General features: G+C 73.0%; 15 protein-coding genes. 9 read left to right on the top strand and 6 right to left on the bottom strand.

The annotated features are described in order from the left end of the window. The first annotated feature begins 10 nt into the window (after window positions 1-10). The 4 genes from ACFO60_RS06410 to ACFO60_RS06395 all read left to right on the top strand — a co-directional run bounded on the left by ACFO60_RS06410 (window position 11) and on the right by ACFO60_RS06395 (window position 3664). On the top strand, window positions 11-1336 hold the full coding sequence (locus tag ACFO60_RS06410) for an O-acetylhomoserine aminocarboxypropyltransferase/cysteine synthase family protein (RefSeq protein WP_380838190.1): 1326 nt from the start codon (window positions 11-13) through the stop codon (window positions 1334-1336). Window positions 1337-1341: 5 nt separating this feature from the next. Next, window positions 1342-1824 (top strand): CoA-binding protein, encoded by a 483-nt coding sequence (locus tag ACFO60_RS06405; protein WP_380838188.1) that lies wholly within the window; start codon window positions 1342-1344, stop codon window positions 1822-1824. A gap of 211 nt (window positions 1825-2035) precedes the next feature. After that, the gene (locus ACFO60_RS06400) at window positions 2036-2362 is read left to right on the top strand and encodes a PadR family transcriptional regulator (protein ID WP_380838186.1); all 327 of its coding nucleotides are present in this window, start codon (window positions 2036-2038) and stop codon (window positions 2360-2362) included. 48 nt (window positions 2363-2410) lie between these two features. Next, complete coding sequence (locus tag ACFO60_RS06395; RefSeq protein WP_380838185.1) at window positions 2411-3664, top strand: hypothetical protein; 1254 nt, start codon at window positions 2411-2413, stop codon at window positions 3662-3664. A gap of 98 nt (window positions 3665-3762) precedes the next feature. On the opposite strand, the gene ACFO60_RS06390 is transcribed toward ACFO60_RS06395, so the two are convergent. After that, window positions 3763-4146, bottom strand: coding sequence for a winged helix-turn-helix transcriptional regulator (locus ACFO60_RS06390; RefSeq protein ID WP_380838183.1), 384 nt, complete (start codon window positions 4144-4146; stop codon window positions 3763-3765). Between the two features lie 159 nt (window positions 4147-4305). On the opposite strand from ACFO60_RS06390, the gene ACFO60_RS06385 reads away from it, so the two are divergent. The 3 genes from ACFO60_RS06385 (at window position 4306) to ACFO60_RS06375 (ending at window position 8029) form a co-directional block, all read left to right on the top strand. Then, complete coding sequence (locus ACFO60_RS06385) at window positions 4306-5265, top strand: quinone oxidoreductase family protein (protein WP_380838182.1); 960 nt, start codon at window positions 4306-4308, stop codon at window positions 5263-5265. Window positions 5266-5333: 68 nt separating this feature from the next. Further along, window positions 5334-6098 (top strand): SDR family NAD(P)-dependent oxidoreductase, encoded by a 765-nt coding sequence (locus ACFO60_RS06380; RefSeq protein ID WP_380838180.1) that lies wholly within the window; start codon window positions 5334-5336, stop codon window positions 6096-6098. 539 nt (window positions 6099-6637) lie between these two features. Continuing rightward, window positions 6638-8029 carry a lectin gene (locus ACFO60_RS06375; RefSeq protein WP_380838178.1) on the top strand — a complete coding sequence of 464 codons (1392 nt, stop codon included), beginning with the start codon at window positions 6638-6640 and terminating at the stop codon, window positions 8027-8029. Between the two features lie 116 nt (window positions 8030-8145). Here the strand turns inward: ACFO60_RS06375 and ACFO60_RS06370 are convergent, their stop codons facing one another. From ACFO60_RS06370 to ACFO60_RS06360, 3 genes are read right to left on the bottom strand one after another with little or no spacing between them, the layout of a single operon-like run. After that, a complete protein-coding gene (locus ACFO60_RS06370; protein ID WP_380838177.1) occupies window positions 8146-8904 on the bottom strand; it encodes an ABC transporter permease in 759 nt (252 codons plus the stop codon). Continuing rightward, window positions 8901-10430: an ABC transporter permease subunit gene (locus ACFO60_RS06365; protein WP_380838175.1), complete on the bottom strand. Its 1530-nt coding sequence runs from the start codon at window positions 10428-10430 to the stop codon at window positions 8901-8903. The genes ACFO60_RS06370 and ACFO60_RS06365 overlap by 4 nt, the downstream gene beginning before the upstream one ends. Continuing rightward, the gene (locus tag ACFO60_RS06360) at window positions 10427-11359 is read right to left on the bottom strand and encodes an ABC transporter ATP-binding protein (RefSeq protein WP_380838173.1); all 933 of its coding nucleotides are present in this window, start codon (window positions 11357-11359) and stop codon (window positions 10427-10429) included. Before ACFO60_RS06360 ends, ACFO60_RS06365 begins: the two co-directional genes overlap by 4 nt. A gap of 344 nt (window positions 11360-11703) precedes the next feature. Between ACFO60_RS06360 and ACFO60_RS06355 the strand changes: the two genes are divergently transcribed. Both ACFO60_RS06355 and ACFO60_RS06350 read left to right on the top strand, forming a co-directional pair. Further along, on the top strand, window positions 11704-12942 hold the full coding sequence (locus ACFO60_RS06355; protein WP_380838172.1) for a sensor histidine kinase: 1239 nt from the start codon (window positions 11704-11706) through the stop codon (window positions 12940-12942). Next, a complete protein-coding gene (locus ACFO60_RS06350) occupies window positions 12939-13634 on the top strand; it encodes a response regulator (protein ID WP_380838170.1) in 696 nt (231 codons plus the stop codon). The genes ACFO60_RS06355 and ACFO60_RS06350 overlap by 4 nt, the downstream gene beginning before the upstream one ends. A 40-nt stretch (window positions 13635-13674) precedes the next feature. Here the strand turns inward: ACFO60_RS06350 and ACFO60_RS06345 are convergent, their stop codons facing one another. After that, the gene (locus ACFO60_RS06345) at window positions 13675-14250 is read right to left on the bottom strand and encodes a dihydrofolate reductase family protein (protein ID WP_380838168.1); all 576 of its coding nucleotides are present in this window, start codon (window positions 14248-14250) and stop codon (window positions 13675-13677) included. A 113-nt stretch (window positions 14251-14363) separates the two neighbouring features. After that, window positions 14364-15392 (bottom strand): hypothetical protein, encoded by a 1029-nt coding sequence (locus ACFO60_RS06340; protein ID WP_380838166.1) that lies wholly within the window; start codon window positions 15390-15392, stop codon window positions 14364-14366. Window positions 15393-15481 lie beyond the last annotated feature (89 nt).

Here is a 15481-nt window from a genome sequence, read left to right as displayed (position 1 = left end):
AGAGGCACCGGTGACCGACAAGTTCCCCCGCGCGGAGCAGGCCCGCGCGTTCGGATTCGAGACACGACAACTGCACGCCGGTCAACGGCCCGACCCGAACACCGGCGCCCGTGCGGTGCCGATCTTCCAGACGACCAGCTACGTGTTCGAGGACCCGGAGTCGGCGGCGGCGTACTTCAACCTCCAGGAGTACGGGAACACCTACTCGCGCATCATGAACCCGACCGTCGCGGTGTTCGAGGAGCGCGTCGCGAACCTGGAGGGCGGCGCCGGCGCGGTGGCGTTCGCCAGCGGCATCGCCGCGCAGACGGCCGCGCTCTTCACGCTGCTGGAGCCGGGCGACCACGTCGTGTCGTCCTCCGCGCTCTACGGCGGGACGGTGAACCAGTTCAAGCACCTGCTGCGCAAGATGAGCGTCGAGCTGACGTGGGTCGATCCCGATGACCCCGACGCGTGGCGGCGGGCGGTGCGCCCGAACACGAAGGCCTTCTTCGGCGAGACGATCGGCAACCCGGCCGGGAACGTTCTGGACATCGAGACCGTGGCGTCCATCGCGCACGAGCACGAGCTGCCGCTGATCGTGGACAACACGTTCGCGACGCCGTATTTGTGCCGCCCGATCGAATGGGGCGCCGACATCGTGATCCATTCGGCGACCAAGTTCATCGGCGGTCACGGCACGAGCATCGGCGGCGTCGTCGTCGAGGCCGGCACCTTCGACTGGTCCAACGGGCGGTTCCCCGTGGTCGCCGATCCGTCTCCGGCCTACCACGGCCTCCGGTTCCACGAGACTTTCGGGACCTACGGCTACCTGATGAAGCTCCGCGCCGAGACCCTGCGCGATCTCGGCGCGGCGCTCGCGCCGCTCAACGCCTTCTTGTTCCTGCAAGGGCTCGAGACGCTGTCGCTGCGCATGGAACGCCATGTGGAGAACGCGCGGGCGGTCGCGGCGTTCCTCGAGTCGCACGAGCTGGCGGAGAACGTCACCCACCCCGGCCTGCCGTCGAGCAGATACCGGCCGCTGGTGGAGAAGTACCTGCCGCGCGGCGCCGGCGCGGTGTTCTCCTTCGACTGCGCCGGCGGCCGGGCCGGCGGGCAGGACCTCATTCGAGGCGTGACGCTCTGGTCCCACCTGGCGAACGTCGGCGACGCCAAAAGCCTGATCATCCACCCTGCCAGCACGACGCACCGTCAGCTGGGCGACGACGAACTCCGGGCCGCCGGCATCGCGCCGGGGACGGTGCGGCTGTCGGTCGGCACCGAGTCCGTCGAGGATCTGGTCTGGGACCTGGAGCAGAGTTTCGCGCACGTCGCCGCGACAGCGGGAAAGAGGTAGCGAGCATGACCGATCTCGGGCACTACCAGGACCCGTTCGCGATCCAGCGCGTGCTCCACGGCGCGAAGACCATCGCGGTCGTGGGCCTGTCGGGCAACGAGCTGCGAGCCAGCCACTTCGTCGGCTACTACCTCAAGCGGCACGGCTACCGCGTGATCCCCGTGAATCCCCGCGAGACGCGGATCCTCGGGGAGACGTGCTACGCGAGCCTGACGGACGTGACCGTGCCGGTGGACATCGTGAACGTCTTCCGCGCGCCGGACGCGCTGCCGCAGATCGCGCGCGAGACCGTGGCGATCGGCGCCGGCGCCCTGTGGTGCCAGTTCGGCGTGATCAACGAGGAGGGCGCGCGCATCGCGGAGGACGGCGGTGCGACAGTGATCATGGACCGCTGCCTGAAGGTCGAGCACGCGCGCTACCTGGGCCGCATGCACTGGCTCGGCTTCAACACCCAGCGCATCACCTCCGTCCGCGCCGGACTGCAGTAGGGCCGCGGGCCCACGTCCAGGCGGCGCGCCCCCGGAATCGGAAAGGGGCGCGCGGGAGGCGCTCGGACATCACCGGGATCGCCGGGGGCGCGGCGGCGGGCGAGAGGCTCGCCGGCGCCGGACCTCCCGGCTCCCGCACGCTCGCGATGACGTCGTTACAGGACACGGCCGGGACTTGCGCAATAAGTCTACCTAGGTAGATATTGGAGTCATGGTACGCGCACGACGCCCCTCCCCGCAGACCGCGGCCGTGCTCACCGCCCTCGCCGAGACGGGTGCGGACTGGAGCCACGGCTACGACCTGTGCCGCAGCCTCGGCCTGAAGGCCGGCACGGTGTACCCGATCCTCATCCGCCTCACCGAGCGCGGGCAGGTGGAGACCTCCTGGGAGACCGACCCGCCGCGCGGGCGGCCGGCCAGGCACCTGTACCGGCTCACCGCCGCGGGCGCCGAGCTCGCGCGCACCGTCGCGCCGGCGCCCGCCGGCGAAGGGGCGCGCACCCCCGGCGCGGCCCGGCTGACGCCCAGGACCACCTGACCGCGACCGCTCGATCCCGGCCCGCCCCTGCCGTCTCGGAGGCCCTCGATGCTCGTCTTCCTCGTTCTCCTGGTGGTGGTGCTCGCACCGGCGCCCCTGCTCGCGATCGTGGTGCTCGCGATCCGGTTGCGCGACGCCGTGCGCCGAGGCGGTGCGGGCTCGCTCGCCGCCCGCGCCCGGGCCGCGTTGCGGGACGGCGCCCGGCGCCCGCTGTGGCCGGGACTGATCGCCGTCGCCGCCGGAGTGCTCACCGCCGGCCTGGAGCGCTCCTATCTCGCCACGGCGACCGGCGGCCCGCGCTGGGGCTTCGACGTGCTGCTGCTGACCGCGACGCTCGGGCTGCTCGCGGCGGTCGTGTGCGCCGTGCTCGCCGGCGTGGCCGCGTCCGCCGTGGCCCGCGCCCGCGGATTCGGGGCCGGAACCGTCGCCGGGCTGCTCACGCTCGCCGCCGTCGCCGCCGGCACCGCGTCCGCGCACCTGCCGCTGCGCGCCGCCTACCTGGCGGAGCCCGGCACGTTCCCCGCCGTCGTGATCCTCGGCCGCGGCGAGCTGCTCGGACCGTTCGAGGTCTTCCTCGCCGCGCTGATCTGGGCCCTGCCGTGGCCCGTCCTCGGGGCCGCGCTCGGGTCCCGCGCCACGGCCGCGGGGCGCCGGCACGCGGCAGGCGACGTCTGGCAACTCGTGATCGACGTGGCCGTCGCGGACCTGCCGGGGAGCCGGTCCGCGTGGGGCGCCGCGCTGCGGGCCGAGCTCGCGGCGATCGACCCGCCGGCCGAGCGCCGCGGGTTCGCCCTCAGCGGGGCGTGGGCCGCGCTGCGGTCCGGGCGTGCGCACGGCGCGTGGGCAAAGGCCGCCGGGGTGGCGGTCGTCGTGGCGGGCGGGTCGTTCGCCGCTTCGCGCTGGTCACTGGCGCACGACCGGGGCGGCGTGCTCGACTTCTGGATCGCCGGCCCGAGCGTCCTGCTGCTCGCGGTCGCGCTCGCCGCCGCCTGGCGCGACCGATCATTCGGCTCAGGGCTGCACACCGGAGCCCTGGCCGGGTTCGCCGCCCTGGTGGCGGTGATCGCCGTCGGCCTTCCCGAGGCGGTGGTCTGGATGCGCCGGCAGGCCGGTTACCTGAGCACCGGCGACGCGGTGCCGCCGACCTGGCAGGCGGCGGTCCTCGACGTGCTGCGCCCGGAGTTCCTCGTCGTCATGATCGTCTTCTGGGCCGTGGGCACGGTCGGCGGCGCGGCCCTCGGCACCGCGCTCGGACACCGCCGCCCCGAGACCCCCGACGACACCCCGGCCCCCGCCCGCTGATCCCGATGCGTAACGATTTCTGAGGCTCGAGGCCTTTTCCCTCTCCGGGGATCGTCGCGGACGACCAGAGACGGTCACCGAGACCGGTTCCCCGGAGGTCAGCGGGCGTCGAAGGCCGTTCTGGAGTGCAGGATGCCGGCGGCGTTGTCCTCCGCCCATCCGGCCAGGGTGCGGACGATCTCGAGCAGCGTGTGCCCGCGCGGGGTCAGCGCGTAGTCGACCCGCGGGGGTTTGGTGTCGAAGACGGTGCGCGTCACCAGGCCGTCCCGCTCAAGCCCTCGTAGTGTCGCGCTGAGCATGCGCTGGGTGATCGGCTCGCTCATCCGGCGCAGTTCGTTGAACCGCCGGGTGGAGTCGCCGAGCTGGCAGATGACGACCACCGACCACTTGTCGCCGATGCGTTCGAGCACGCCGCGGATCAGGTCTCGCCGGTCCTGCTCGCTCAGGCCGGCGCCGTCCACCTCCATGAGCGGATGCGTCACGGTTCGCAGTATACGACAGGTACCGGGCTCCACCTGGGAACGGTTCTCCCGGGGATACCTGCGCACGTCGAAGTGCCTTCTTGCCGCGTCCTCCGCATCGATGCCAGGGTACGGATGTCGGACCTGGTATACATCGAGAACCATCAAGGAGCTGGGACTATGCGAGCGGTCGGTCATTATGAGTTCGGAGGACCCGACGTGCTGCGGCTCGTCGAGCTGCCGGAACCACATGCCGGGCCCGGTGAGGTCCGGGTGCGGGTCCACGCGGCCGCGGTGAACCCGGCGGACACGCTGCTGCGCTCCGGCGGGCTCGCGCAGGCGTTCGCCGGGATACCGGCTCCCTACGTCCCCGGAATGGACATCGCCGGTGTGATCGACGAGATCGGCCCGGGGACGCGGACCGATCTGTCCCTCGGTGAGCCGGTGATGGCGATGGTGCATCCGGTCGGCCAGGCCGCGGGCGGCTACGCCGAGTACGTGGTGCTGCCGGCCGGCTGGGTCGTCAGCGCACCGGCGGGCGCCGATCACGTGGCGGCCGCGACGCTGCCGATGAACGGGCTCACCGCGCAGCTGACGCTCGACCTGCTCGCGCTCGCGCCCGGCTCGGTCCTCGCCGTGATCGGCGCCGCCGGGGCACTCGGCGGCTACCTGGTCCAGATGGGCGGGCACGCGGGGCTGACCGTGCTCGCCGACGCCGCGCCCGCCGACGAGGCCCTGGTCCGCCGGTTGGGCGCGGCCGACGTCGTGGCCAGAGGATCCGACGTCGCCGCACGCATCCTGGACCGGTATCCGGGCGGCGTGGACGCGGTCGCCGACGCGGCGCTGGCCGGGCCGGGCCTCCTCGGCGCCCTCCGTGACGGCGGCGTCTACGCCCGCTTCCGCACCGGCGACGAACCCGGCGGCCACGAGATCGACGGCGGCGGCCGGGTCTCGGTGCGGACGACGTTCGTCCCCGACTACGCGGGACGCACGGACAAGCTGCACCAGATCCGCCGGCTCGCCGAGTCGGGCGCGATCACCCCGCGCGTCGCGGCGGCCCTGCCCGCCGCCGAGGCGGCCGAGGCGCACCGGCGGCTCGAGGCCGGCGGCCTGCGCGGCCGGCTCGTGCTCACCTTCTGACGTCACCGATCTTCACCGATCTTCACCGATCTTCACCGATCTTCACCGATTCCGACATAGGAGCAGTCGTGTCCGCACGTTTCGCAGGCAAGGTCATCCTGATCACCGGAGCCACCTCCGGCATGGGCCGCGCCACCGCCGAGCGGCTCGCCGCCGAGGGCGCGAAGCTCGTCCTGGCCGCGCGCGGCAAGAAGGCCGGCGACGCGCTGGCCGCCGAGCTGCGCGCCGCCGGAGGCGAGGTCACCTTCGCACCGGCCGACGTGACGGTGGAGGCGGAGGTGGCCGATCTGGTCCGGCACGCGGTGAGCCGGTACGGCCGGCTCGACGGCGCGTTCAACAACGTCGGCGCCGCCACCGCCACCGGCCCGGTGACCGACATCGACGACGACGCCTGGCACGCCGAACTGGCGCTCAACCTCAGCAGCGTCTTCTACAGCCTCAAGCACCAGATCCCCGCGCTGCGCGCGGCCGGCGGCGGCTCCATCGTGAACAACGCCTCCAACCTCGGCGTCGTCGGAGCGGCGGGCATGGCCGCCTACAGCGCCGCCAAGCACGGCGTCATCGGGCTCACCCGCTCGGCGGCACTCGAGACGGCCGCGACCGGCATCCGGATCAACGCCCTGGTCACCGGCGGCGTCGACACCCCGCTGCTGCGCGCCAACCTGGGCCCGACCCCGGAGGAGTCCCTGCGCGCGGCCGCGGCGATGCACCCGCTCGGGCGGATCGCCCGGCCGGAGGAGATCGCGGCGTTCGCCGCGTTCCTGCTGAGCGCCGAAACCGGCTTCATCACCGGAGCCGCGCTCGCCGTCGACGGCGGGATCACCGCCGCCTGACGATCGATCCCGCCGTGGCGCGCCGGCCGCCCCTGAGGCACGGTCGAGGCCGACCACGCCATGGCGGCGCACGCGGCGTCGCTTTCGGCGCATGGCCTTGGACGAATCGATTCGACACGGGCACTGAAACTTTCAGGACGGCCCGCCAGGGGTGACCAGAGACGCTCGCCCTGGCCACCTGCCGCAGCGACGGGTCGTCTCACGCGATGGCCCGCGACGCCGGGCGGGCCGGGCCTTGACAGGTCCCATCACGATCATATTTGCTCCGCTGCACCGTCGCCTCCAGCCCCCCGTGAGACAAGGAGATCCCGAAGGCACGGCGTTGAGTTAGCGCTAACATTCCACAACTCGACGGGGCGGCTCGTGCGTCGCCGGTCGAGCATCGATCGGCAGGACACGGCCGCGCGGCGTCGATCCGGTGTTCACCGAGTCGGAGGCCAGGAATTCCGACCGGCTGACGCCCTCACCACCGGAAAGGTGGAGGAAATGGCTTCCCCATCTACGTGTGCCACCATGACAACCGCAAAGGGAACTTCGTGATGCTGAGGAATCGGTCCCTCTTCACCGCCATCGCGACCGCGGCAGTGCTCGTCCTGACCACGTCGGCGCAGATGGCGCTGGGTGCCAGTGCGCCCACGTCGCATACCGGACAGAGCGCTCTCGCGGCCACCGCCGGATGCGGCAAGACGCCGACGCTGAGAAGCGGCTCGCAGTCGATCACGACCAGCGGGAAGAATCGCAACTTCATCCTGCGGATTCCCGACAACTACAACAACAACACCCCCTACCGGCTGATCTTCGGGTTCCACTGGAACGGCGGCACCGCCAACGACGTCGACTCGGGCGGAACCAGCGGATATCCCTGGTCCTACTACGGGCTCAGGGCGTTGTCGAACAACACCTCGATCTTCGTCGCGCCTCAGGGCCTCAACAACGGCTGGGCCAACTCCGGCGGCGAGGACACCACCTTCGTCGATGACATGATCAAGCGGATCGAGGCCGATCTCTGCGTCGAGACCTCCCAGCGCTTCGCCATGGGCTTCAGCTACGGCGGCGGCATGAGCTACTCGCTCGCGTGCAACCGGGCGACGGTCTTCCGCGCGGTGGCGGTCTACTCCGGCGGACAGCTCAGCGGGTGCAGTGGCGGGACCGAGCCCGTCGCCTACATCGGGCTGCACGGCCTCAGGGACCCGGTGCTCAACATCTCGACGGGCCGGTCGCTGCGCGACAGGTTCGTCAGGAACAACGGCTGCACGGCCCAGAACCCGCCGGAGCCGGCGCAGGGCAGCCTGACGCACATCGTCACCTACTACTCGGGGTGCCGGGCCGGGTATCCGGTCGCATGGGCGGCGTTCGACGCGGGCCACACCCCGAACCCCTCCGACGGGAAGTCCGGTGACTTCGAACCCGGGGAGAACTCCTGGACCAGGCCGGTGGTGTGGAGCTTCTTCACGCAGTTCGGAGGCGGCAACCCGTCGCCGTCGCCGACTCCCACGGTCACGCCCACGGCCACACCCACGGTCACGCCCACGGGCAACCCGCCGGCGACGAGCGCGCTCAAGGGTGCGGGGTCGGGACGGTGCCTGGACGTCAACGGCGCCTCGCAGACCAACGGCGCGCAGGCGCAGATCTGGGACTGCAACGGACAGGCCAACCAGCGGTGGACCACGACCAGCGCGGGTGAGCTGCGGGTCTACGGCAACAAGTGCCTGGACGTCAGCGGCGCGGGAACAGCGGACGGCGCCAGTGTCGTCATCTGGGACTGCAACGGCCAGAACAACCAGAAGTGGCGCTTGAACACCGACGGCAGCATCACCGCCGTCGGGGCCAACAAGTGCCTGGACGTTTCCGGAAGCGGCACCGCCAACGGCGCCAAGGTCCACATCTGGACCTGCCACGGCGGCGCCAACCAGAAGTGGGCCCGAGCCTGACGGCGCACTCCCGGTCCTCGACGGTGGGTTCCACCGCATGACGCTCGGCGTCGTCCGCGACGCCGAGCCCGAGGACCACAGCGTATGAGCGGGACGCCGGGTGGGCGCCCGCGCGACTAGGCGTCGCGCCTCCGCAGCAGCAGGCCGCCGGCCAGCAGCGCGGCGGCGGCCCACCCGGCGGTCACCCCGAGCCCGGCCCAGGGGCTGATGGGCAGGCCGCCCAGGTCGGTGGTGGCCTGGATGGCGAGCCCGGCGCTCATCGGCGCGATCTTCGCAAGGAGGCGCTGCCAGTCCGGGTCGCCGATGGTCTGGGCGACGATCGGGACGATGTACAGCAGGCCGAGGACGGCGCCGATGCCGATGGCGGAGTCCCGCACGGCGGTCGCGACACCGAGGCTCAGCAGGCCGACCAGGATCAGGTAGAGCACCGTCCCGAAGACCGCCCGCAGCGTCGGCCCGCCGGTCAGGGACAGGGCCCGGTCGCCGACGTCGGGCAGGACGAGCCGCCCGGCGAGCACCGCCCCGAGGACGGCGGCGGTCCCGCCGACGGCCACGACGCCGGTGAGGGTGACGGCCTTGGCCGCGAAGACGGTCGCCCGCCGCGGCACCGCCGCCAGGGTGGTGCGGATCATGCCCGAGCCGTACTCGCCGCTGATGGTCAGCACCGCGAGGACGGCGACCAGCGCCTGGCCGAGGTGGACGCCCATGAGGGCGAGCTTGGGCGTGTCGCCGCCGCAGCCGCCGGCGGCGCAGCTCACCACCGACGTCGCCCCGGCGCTCCCGGCCACCATCGCCGCGACGGTCCCGAGCAGCAGCCACAGTGGGCCCGCGACGGTCCGCATCTTCGTCCACTCCGCGTGCAGGGCGAGCCTCATGCGTCCCTCCGGCCGAGCAGGACGGCGGCCACGGCCAGGCTCACCGCCGTGTAGGCGGCCAGGACGGCGAACCCGGCCCACGGCGCCAGCGGGTAGTAGCCGTAGTAGGGCGTGTAGTGGCTCGCGACCTGGGGGTACTCCACGAGCGTCTGCTGGACGGCGAAGGCCGCCCCCGGCGTCACCCGGGCCAGCCAGTTCGCCGCGCTCGCGGGCATGAACGGGACCGCGATCAGGATGTGGGGCAGCACGATCGCCACGATGACGGCGGTGACGGCGCCGGCGCCGCTCCGGAGGATGGCGCCGACCGCCAGGGCCAGGACCGAGGCGGTCGCGAGCAGCGCCGCCGTCCCGAGCGCCACCCGCAGCCCGGTCGGGAAGTCCACCGGGAAGATGTAGACGCCGTTGTCCCCGGCGAGCTTCCTGCCGATCGGGGCCGCGAGGAGCGTCCCCACCAGCCCGGCGGCGAAGCTCACCGCTCCCAGCACGATCGCCTTGGCCGCCAGCACCCGGCTCCGCCTCGGACTGGCTGCCAGGGTGATGTGGATCATCTTGTCCCGGTACTCGGCGGTGATGAACAGCGCCCCCACGACGATCACCGCGATCAGCGCGGCGAACGTGCCGGTGAGGATGTCACGGAGGGTGCCGCCGGTCGGCAGGGTCTCGCGGACGGCGGGCGCGATGTCGCCCGCGCCGGTCACGGTCAACCGGCCACCGGACTGGGTGACCGACCCCGTCCCGCCATCCGGGTATCCGGAGAAGGTGGGCGAGTGTTGTCCCACCGCCTCGCCGGCCCACTCGCCACCGGTCCAGCCGCCCTCGAAGCGCGGGTCATCGAAGACGGCCGTCGAGACGGTGCCGACCGTCCCCAGGCCCTCCACGGCGGGCGGGGACGCGACGAACATCCCGACCTGCGCGGTCCGTCCGAGGCCGCTCACCCGCGTGGCGCCCACCTTGGTCCAGTCCGTGCCGTCGGCGGAGGCGTAACCGGTGACCGTGTCGCCCGCGCGCTCCAGCCGCAGCCAGCGGGGGGACCCGGCGGAGCCCGCGCCGGAGGGGCCCGCGGTGTCGTGCACGTAGGCGTCCTGCATCCGCACGCCGTGACCGCTCGTGACCATGATCGCCGCGTAGGGTGATCCCTGGCGGATGCTCTCCTTGACGATGAGCCCGGCCTTCGCCCACGGCACGCTCCCGGGCCGCGGGCCGCCGGGGCCACTGGCGATGCGGCTCTGGAGCTCGGACACCGAGACGGTGACGGCGCCGTCCCCCGCGAGCGTCCGGTGCACGAAGTAGAAGCTGTCGGTGACCGGCCGGCCACCCGGGCCGATCGGGACGGGCGGTGCGCCCTCCTGGTCACTGCTGAGCCCGGCGAGCAGCGCGACCGCCACCACCAGCAGCGCCGCGACCAGCATGCCGCCGACCCAGCCCGTGACCGTCCTGAACTTGGTCCATTCGGCGTGCAGCAGCTGGAGGAAGCCGTCCCGCCCGGTCCTGCGGCCTGGCGGGCGAGAGGTCAGGGTGGCGGTCACCGCGTCACCTCCGGGGACGCCGGGGCGCGGAACTCGACCGCGTCGCGGGTGAGCTCCATGTAGGCCTCCTCGAGGCTCGCCCGGTGGGCCGACACCTCGGAGAACGGCACCGCGGCCCCGTTCAGGAGGGCCACGACGCGGTCGGGGGCGAACCCGGAGACGGTGATGGTGTCCCGGCCGATGGCCGCCACGGTGGCGCCGGCCCCGGCGAGCACCCGCATCGTGTCCTGCGGGGCGGCGGTGCGCACGGCGACCCGGTTCCCGGACGCGGCCCCGATGAGGCCGGCCACGCTGGTGTCGGCGATGACCTTGCCGCGGCCGGCCGCGATCAGATGGTCGGCGGTGTCCTGGAGCTCGCTCATCAGGTGGCTGGACACCAGGACGGCGCGGCCCTGGGCGGCCAGCGACCGCAGGAAGCCGCGGATCCAGACGATGCCTTCGGGGTCCATGCCGTTGAACGGCTCGTCGAGCATCACCGTCGCCGGGTCGCCCAGCAGCGCCGCGGCGATCCCGAGCCGCTGCCGCATGCCCAGCGAGTAGCCGCCGGCCTTGCGGCGGGCCGCCGACGTCAGGCCGACCAGGTCGAGCACCTCGTCCACCCGCCGCGCGGCCATCCCCTGGGAGTGGGCCAGCCAGAGCAGATGGCCGCGAGCGCTCCGGCCCGGATGGAGCGCGGCCGCGTCCAGCAGCGAGCCCACGTGGCTCAGCGGGTGCCGGAGGCCGCGGTACGGCTTCCCGCCGATCAGCGCGGCGCCCTCGTCGGCCGCGTCCAGCCCGAGGATCACCCGCATCGTCGTGGACTTCCCGGCCCCGTTGGGCCCGACGAAGCCGGTGACCAGGCCGGGCCGGACGCTGAACGTCATCCCGTCCAGGGCCACGGTGCGCCCGAAACGCTTGCGCAGGCCGGAGACTTCGATGGTCGCTTCCATGGGATCCAAGGCTATGGACGTGGGCCGCGGCGGGCATCGCGGAGCGGAGCCATCTTCGCCGCCCCCGTCACGAGCGACGTTCCCCGCGCGCCGTCCCTCCTGAGAGCGACGGCGGACGTCCCTCTCAAGGGGCGGCGGACGTCCCTCCCAAGGAGCTCGCGGGCGGCCGGATCGACCGCCCGCGGCCGTCCGCGGTGCCGGCAAGCAGGTGATCTCGGCGTTCGAACTCCTCGAACGCCTCTACGCCTCCACGCCTCCACGCCCCTGCGTCCCCGGCCGCGGCGGGGATGGCCCTGCCGATGATCACGGGACCGCCCAACGGCTGGAGCAGGCACAATGAGGGCATGGACCTGACCAGTGGCGGCTCGGCGGGAGAGGGGCGGCAGATCGGGGCCGGTCCACAGCCTCCCGCCGTGACGGGCATGCTGCTCGGCGGCGCGGCGACGGCCGAGTCCATCTGGCGGGCCGCGGTCTCCGGCTGGGGCCTGTCGAACCTCCTGGTGTTCAGCCTGCTCGGGCTGGCCGGCACACTGCCGCTGGCCTTCCTGTCCCCCGCCGTGGCCGCCGCGGGCGTCTCCGCCGTCGCGGTCCTGTCGCTGGCGGGCTTCCACACGCTGACCGTGGCGGGTCTCTGCGCCGCCCTGATCGTCTCCTACCGGCTCGGCCGGGCGGGCCCGCGGCACGGCGCCGCCCTGCTGCTCACTCCGGCCGCGGCCGTCGTGTTCCTCCTGCTGGCGCTGTTCGGCGCTCCCGGGCGCGAGGTCGAGGTCCTCACCGTCGTGCTGGCCTCGCTCACGCCGGTCGCGGCCTGGGCCGGGTCCGCCCAGCGCGCCCACGTCGACGCCGAACGGCACGGCGCGGCCCGGCAGGCGATCATGGGCCGTCTGATGGAGCACACGGCCCGCGGCGAGCGGGCGCGCATCGCCCGCGAGCTGCACGACGTCGTCGCGCACCACATCTCCATGGTCGCGGTGCAGGCCGAGACGGCCCGGCTGACCACTCCCGGCATGCCGGCCGCCGGGGCGCGGCGCCTTTCGGAGATCGGCGACGCCGCGCGGGCCGCGCTGACCGAGATGAGGCGGCTGCTCGGCGTGCTGCGGGAGGACACCGAGATCGAGGACGCCGAGGACCGCCGCCCGCAGCCTGACCTGGGGCAGCTCATCGACCTGCTCTACGACGCCCGCAACACCGGCGGCGCCGGCACGAGACTGATCATGCGGGGCCGGCCCGTGACCCTTGACTCCGGCGTCGAACTGGCCGCCTTCCGCATCGTCCAGGAAGCCCTCACCAACGCGCGGCGGCACGCGCCCGGCGCCGCGGTCGACGTCGAACTGGTCTACACCGACGAGGCGCTGCGCCTGCGGGTCCGCGACAACGGGCCAGGGCCGCCCGGGGCGTCGTCCAGCGGCGGGCACGGGCTGCCGGGGATGCGCGAGCGCGCCGCCGCGGTCGGCGGCGCGCTGAGCTCCGGCCTCGCGCCGGACGGCGGTTTCCTGATCGAGGCCGTCCTGCCGGCCATGCCGGGCCGGGCCCCGGCCGGCACTCTGGACACAGGGCACGTCGAGACGGAGGGCGTCCGGTGACCGGTTCGCCGCCGAACATCCGGATCGTCGTCGCCGACGATCATCTTGTGGTCCGCACCGGCTTCGCCGCGCTGCTGGACACCCAGCCCGACTTCACGGTGGCAGGCACCGCGGCCGACGGGGCGCAGGCGCTTGAGCTCTGCTCGGACCTGTGCCCGGACGTCGTGCTGATGGACGTGCGCATGCCCGGCATGGACGGCATCACCGCCACCCGGCGGCTCACCGGCGCGCAGCCGGGGAGCACCCGGGTCCTCATCCTGACGACGTTCGACCTGGACCACTACGTCTACGACGCGCTCTGCGCCGGCGCCAGCGGCTTCCTGCTCAAGGACGTCACCGCCGAGACCCTCTTCGAGGCGGTGCGGGTCGTCGCGCGCGGGGAGGCGCTCCTCGCGCCGAACGTGACCCGCCGCCTGATCGCCGAGTTCGCCCGGCTCCGCCCGCAGGCGCGGGACACGCCCGTCCCCGAACTCGGCACGCTCACGGCGCGCGAGACGCAGGTCCTGCGGCTGATGGCACGCGGCCTGTCCAACGCGGAGATCGCCGGCCGGCTCGTGATCACCGAGGAGACCGTGAAGACGCACGTGAGCCGGATCCTGGCGAAACTGGGGCTGCGTGACCGGACGCAGGCCGTCATCCTCGCCTACGAGACGGGCCTGATCGTCCCGCAGACCCGGGAGCCCCGCACCTGACGGCGGGCCCGGCGACGCCTCCATGGGACCGGGGCGCGGATCACCGGTCCGAGTGCCGGACACGGTCGTACCGCATCACCACCACCTGCGAATCGCAGGTGCGCGACCCGGTCAGCCGCAGGCCGAGCCGCTTGTCGCGCGGGGCGAACAGCGGCCGGCCACCGCCCAGCACGACCGGGTGCACCGCGATGTGGTACTCGTCGATCAGGCCGTGGCCGGTGAGCGCGGCGGCCAGGCTGGAGCCGCCGGTGAGCAGCAGGTCCTTGCCGTCCTGCCGCTTGAGCTCGGCGACCTGACCGGCGAGGTCGTCGCCGATGACCCGCGTGGCCCAGCCGGTCTCCTTCAGGGTCCTCGAGAACACGATCTTCGGCGTGCGGCGCCAGCGAGGAGCGAACGCCAGGACGTGCGGGTGGTCCGACATCGACTCGGCGTCCGGCCAGAAGGCCGCCATGCCCTCCCAGACGCCGCGCCCGTACAGGAAGGTGTCGGAACGGTCGCTCAGCGCCTCGGAGTACGCCGACAGTTCCTCGCCCATCACGGGCCAGTCGAACTCGCCGTCCGGGCCGTCGATGTGCCCGTCGATCGACGTGTGCACCCAGAAGATGATCTTACGCATGTGCGGTTCCTGTTCTCTTCGCCGTCGCATGTCCGGCCCCCGCTCATACTTGCTTTCACCGTGGGTCGGAGCCGTGGCGACGTTCTCGACATCCGGCGGAAGGAATTTCCGGGTCATCTCCCCGGCATCGGTGCCCGGAGCCGGCGGCCGAGCAGCCCTGTCAGACCGACCATGACCAGCCCCAGAGCGGACAGCTCGAGTTCGTCGGCGAGGGTGGCGGCGTTGGCCACCACCCCGAAAGCGGTGTGCCCCACCAGAGCCCCGCCGGCCAGGCAGAGGCTGTGCCGGTCCGTCCACCCGCGGCTCGCCGTCCAGCGGCGTGTCAGCCACCAGGCCAGCACCGCGACCACAGCTCCTCCCAGCATCGGCGCCGCCACCCAGCCGCCGTGGGTGAAGGCGGGCTGAACGGCTCCGCCGAACGGGAACAGCAGCGCCAGATAGCCGAACCCCGCCGCCGCCCCGAACCCTCCTGCCACCCAGAGCCGAGGTACCGCCGCGGGCGTACCGGACCTCGCGCGGGCGATGGGCGCACCGGACCCGGTGGGCGGGAGTACGCGCAAGGCCACCACCGCCAGCAGCGCCACGGCGGCCGCGCACCCCGCCGGCACCGCGAGCGGCGCCTGGTAGCCGGGATCGACGGAGGTCGCCACGGTCACCCGCAGGAGCAGCCCGCCCAGCACGAACACGACCGCGGCCGCCACGACCCCCGTCCGTCCCAGATACGGCCGGTCGCGCAGGGACGGGAACGCCAGGTCGGTCAGCAGGATCGGCAGCGCCACGCTGAACACGGCGTGGTAGACCAGGTTGAGCTCGGCATAGGCGCTGTTCAGCCCGAGGAATCTCGGCGCCCAACCGGCCGCCCCGTACATGGTGGGGCTGGTGAGCGCCTGCAGTACGAGCCCCTCCTCGACGATGCCGTACGCCAGTCCGAGCAGCAGGATCGACGAAGCGCCCCTGCGGCGCCGTCGCACCAGCTCCCGGATCAGCACCGTGCCGGCGCCGTAGATCGGGATCCACAGGAGCATCAGCCAGATCCGGCTGAGCGGCGGGTTGCCCAGCGTGAGCTCGGCGATGGCCGGGGTGATCACCGCGAGGAGCGACGCGGCGCGTCGGCCGCCCTTCGGCGGGCCTGGTGCGTTCATGGGGGCCAGCGTGCCGGACGGCGGGAACCCCTCTCTGCCTGCGGACGTCCGGATCGTCGCAGCCGGAGTCGCTTGCGCCCGGCGCTCCG

The organism is Sphaerisporangium dianthi (assembly GCF_042654065.1).
GTDB classification, from domain to species: Bacteria; Actinomycetota; Actinomycetes; order Streptosporangiales; family Streptosporangiaceae; genus Sphaerisporangium; species Sphaerisporangium dianthi.
The sequence above is the reverse complement of the archived record's forward strand: the minus strand, read 5'-3'. Positions and strand labels throughout refer to the sequence as shown.

Bases quoted from the DNA above. Each gene is read 5' to 3' on its own strand.
- ACFO60_RS06375 (WP_380838178.1), top strand. From the start codon at position 6,638: ATGCTGAGGAATCGGTCCCTCTTCACCGCCATCGCGACCGCGGCAGTG.
- ACFO60_RS06360 (WP_380838173.1), bottom strand. From the start codon at position 11,359: ATGGAAGCGACCATCGAAGTCTCCGGCCTGCGCAAGCGTTTCGGGCGC.
- ACFO60_RS06385 (WP_380838182.1), top strand. From the start codon at position 4,306: ATGCGAGCGGTCGGTCATTATGAGTTCGGAGGACCCGACGTGCTGCGG.
- ACFO60_RS06405 (WP_380838188.1), top strand. From the start codon at position 1,342: ATGACCGATCTCGGGCACTACCAGGACCCGTTCGCGATCCAGCGCGTG.
- ACFO60_RS06345 (WP_380838168.1), bottom strand. From the start codon at position 14,250: ATGCGTAAGATCATCTTCTGGGTGCACACGTCGATCGACGGGCACATC.
- ACFO60_RS06355 (WP_380838172.1), top strand. From the start codon at position 11,704: ATGGACCTGACCAGTGGCGGCTCGGCGGGAGAGGGGCGGCAGATCGGG.
- ACFO60_RS06340 (WP_380838166.1), bottom strand. From the start codon at position 15,392: ATGAACGCACCAGGCCCGCCGAAGGGCGGCCGACGCGCCGCGTCGCTC.
- ACFO60_RS06400 (WP_380838186.1), top strand. From the start codon at position 2,036: ATGGTACGCGCACGACGCCCCTCCCCGCAGACCGCGGCCGTGCTCACC.
- ACFO60_RS06395 (WP_380838185.1), top strand. From the start codon at position 2,411: ATGCTCGTCTTCCTCGTTCTCCTGGTGGTGGTGCTCGCACCGGCGCCC.
- ACFO60_RS06370 (WP_380838177.1), bottom strand. From the start codon at position 8,904: ATGAGGCTCGCCCTGCACGCGGAGTGGACGAAGATGCGGACCGTCGCG.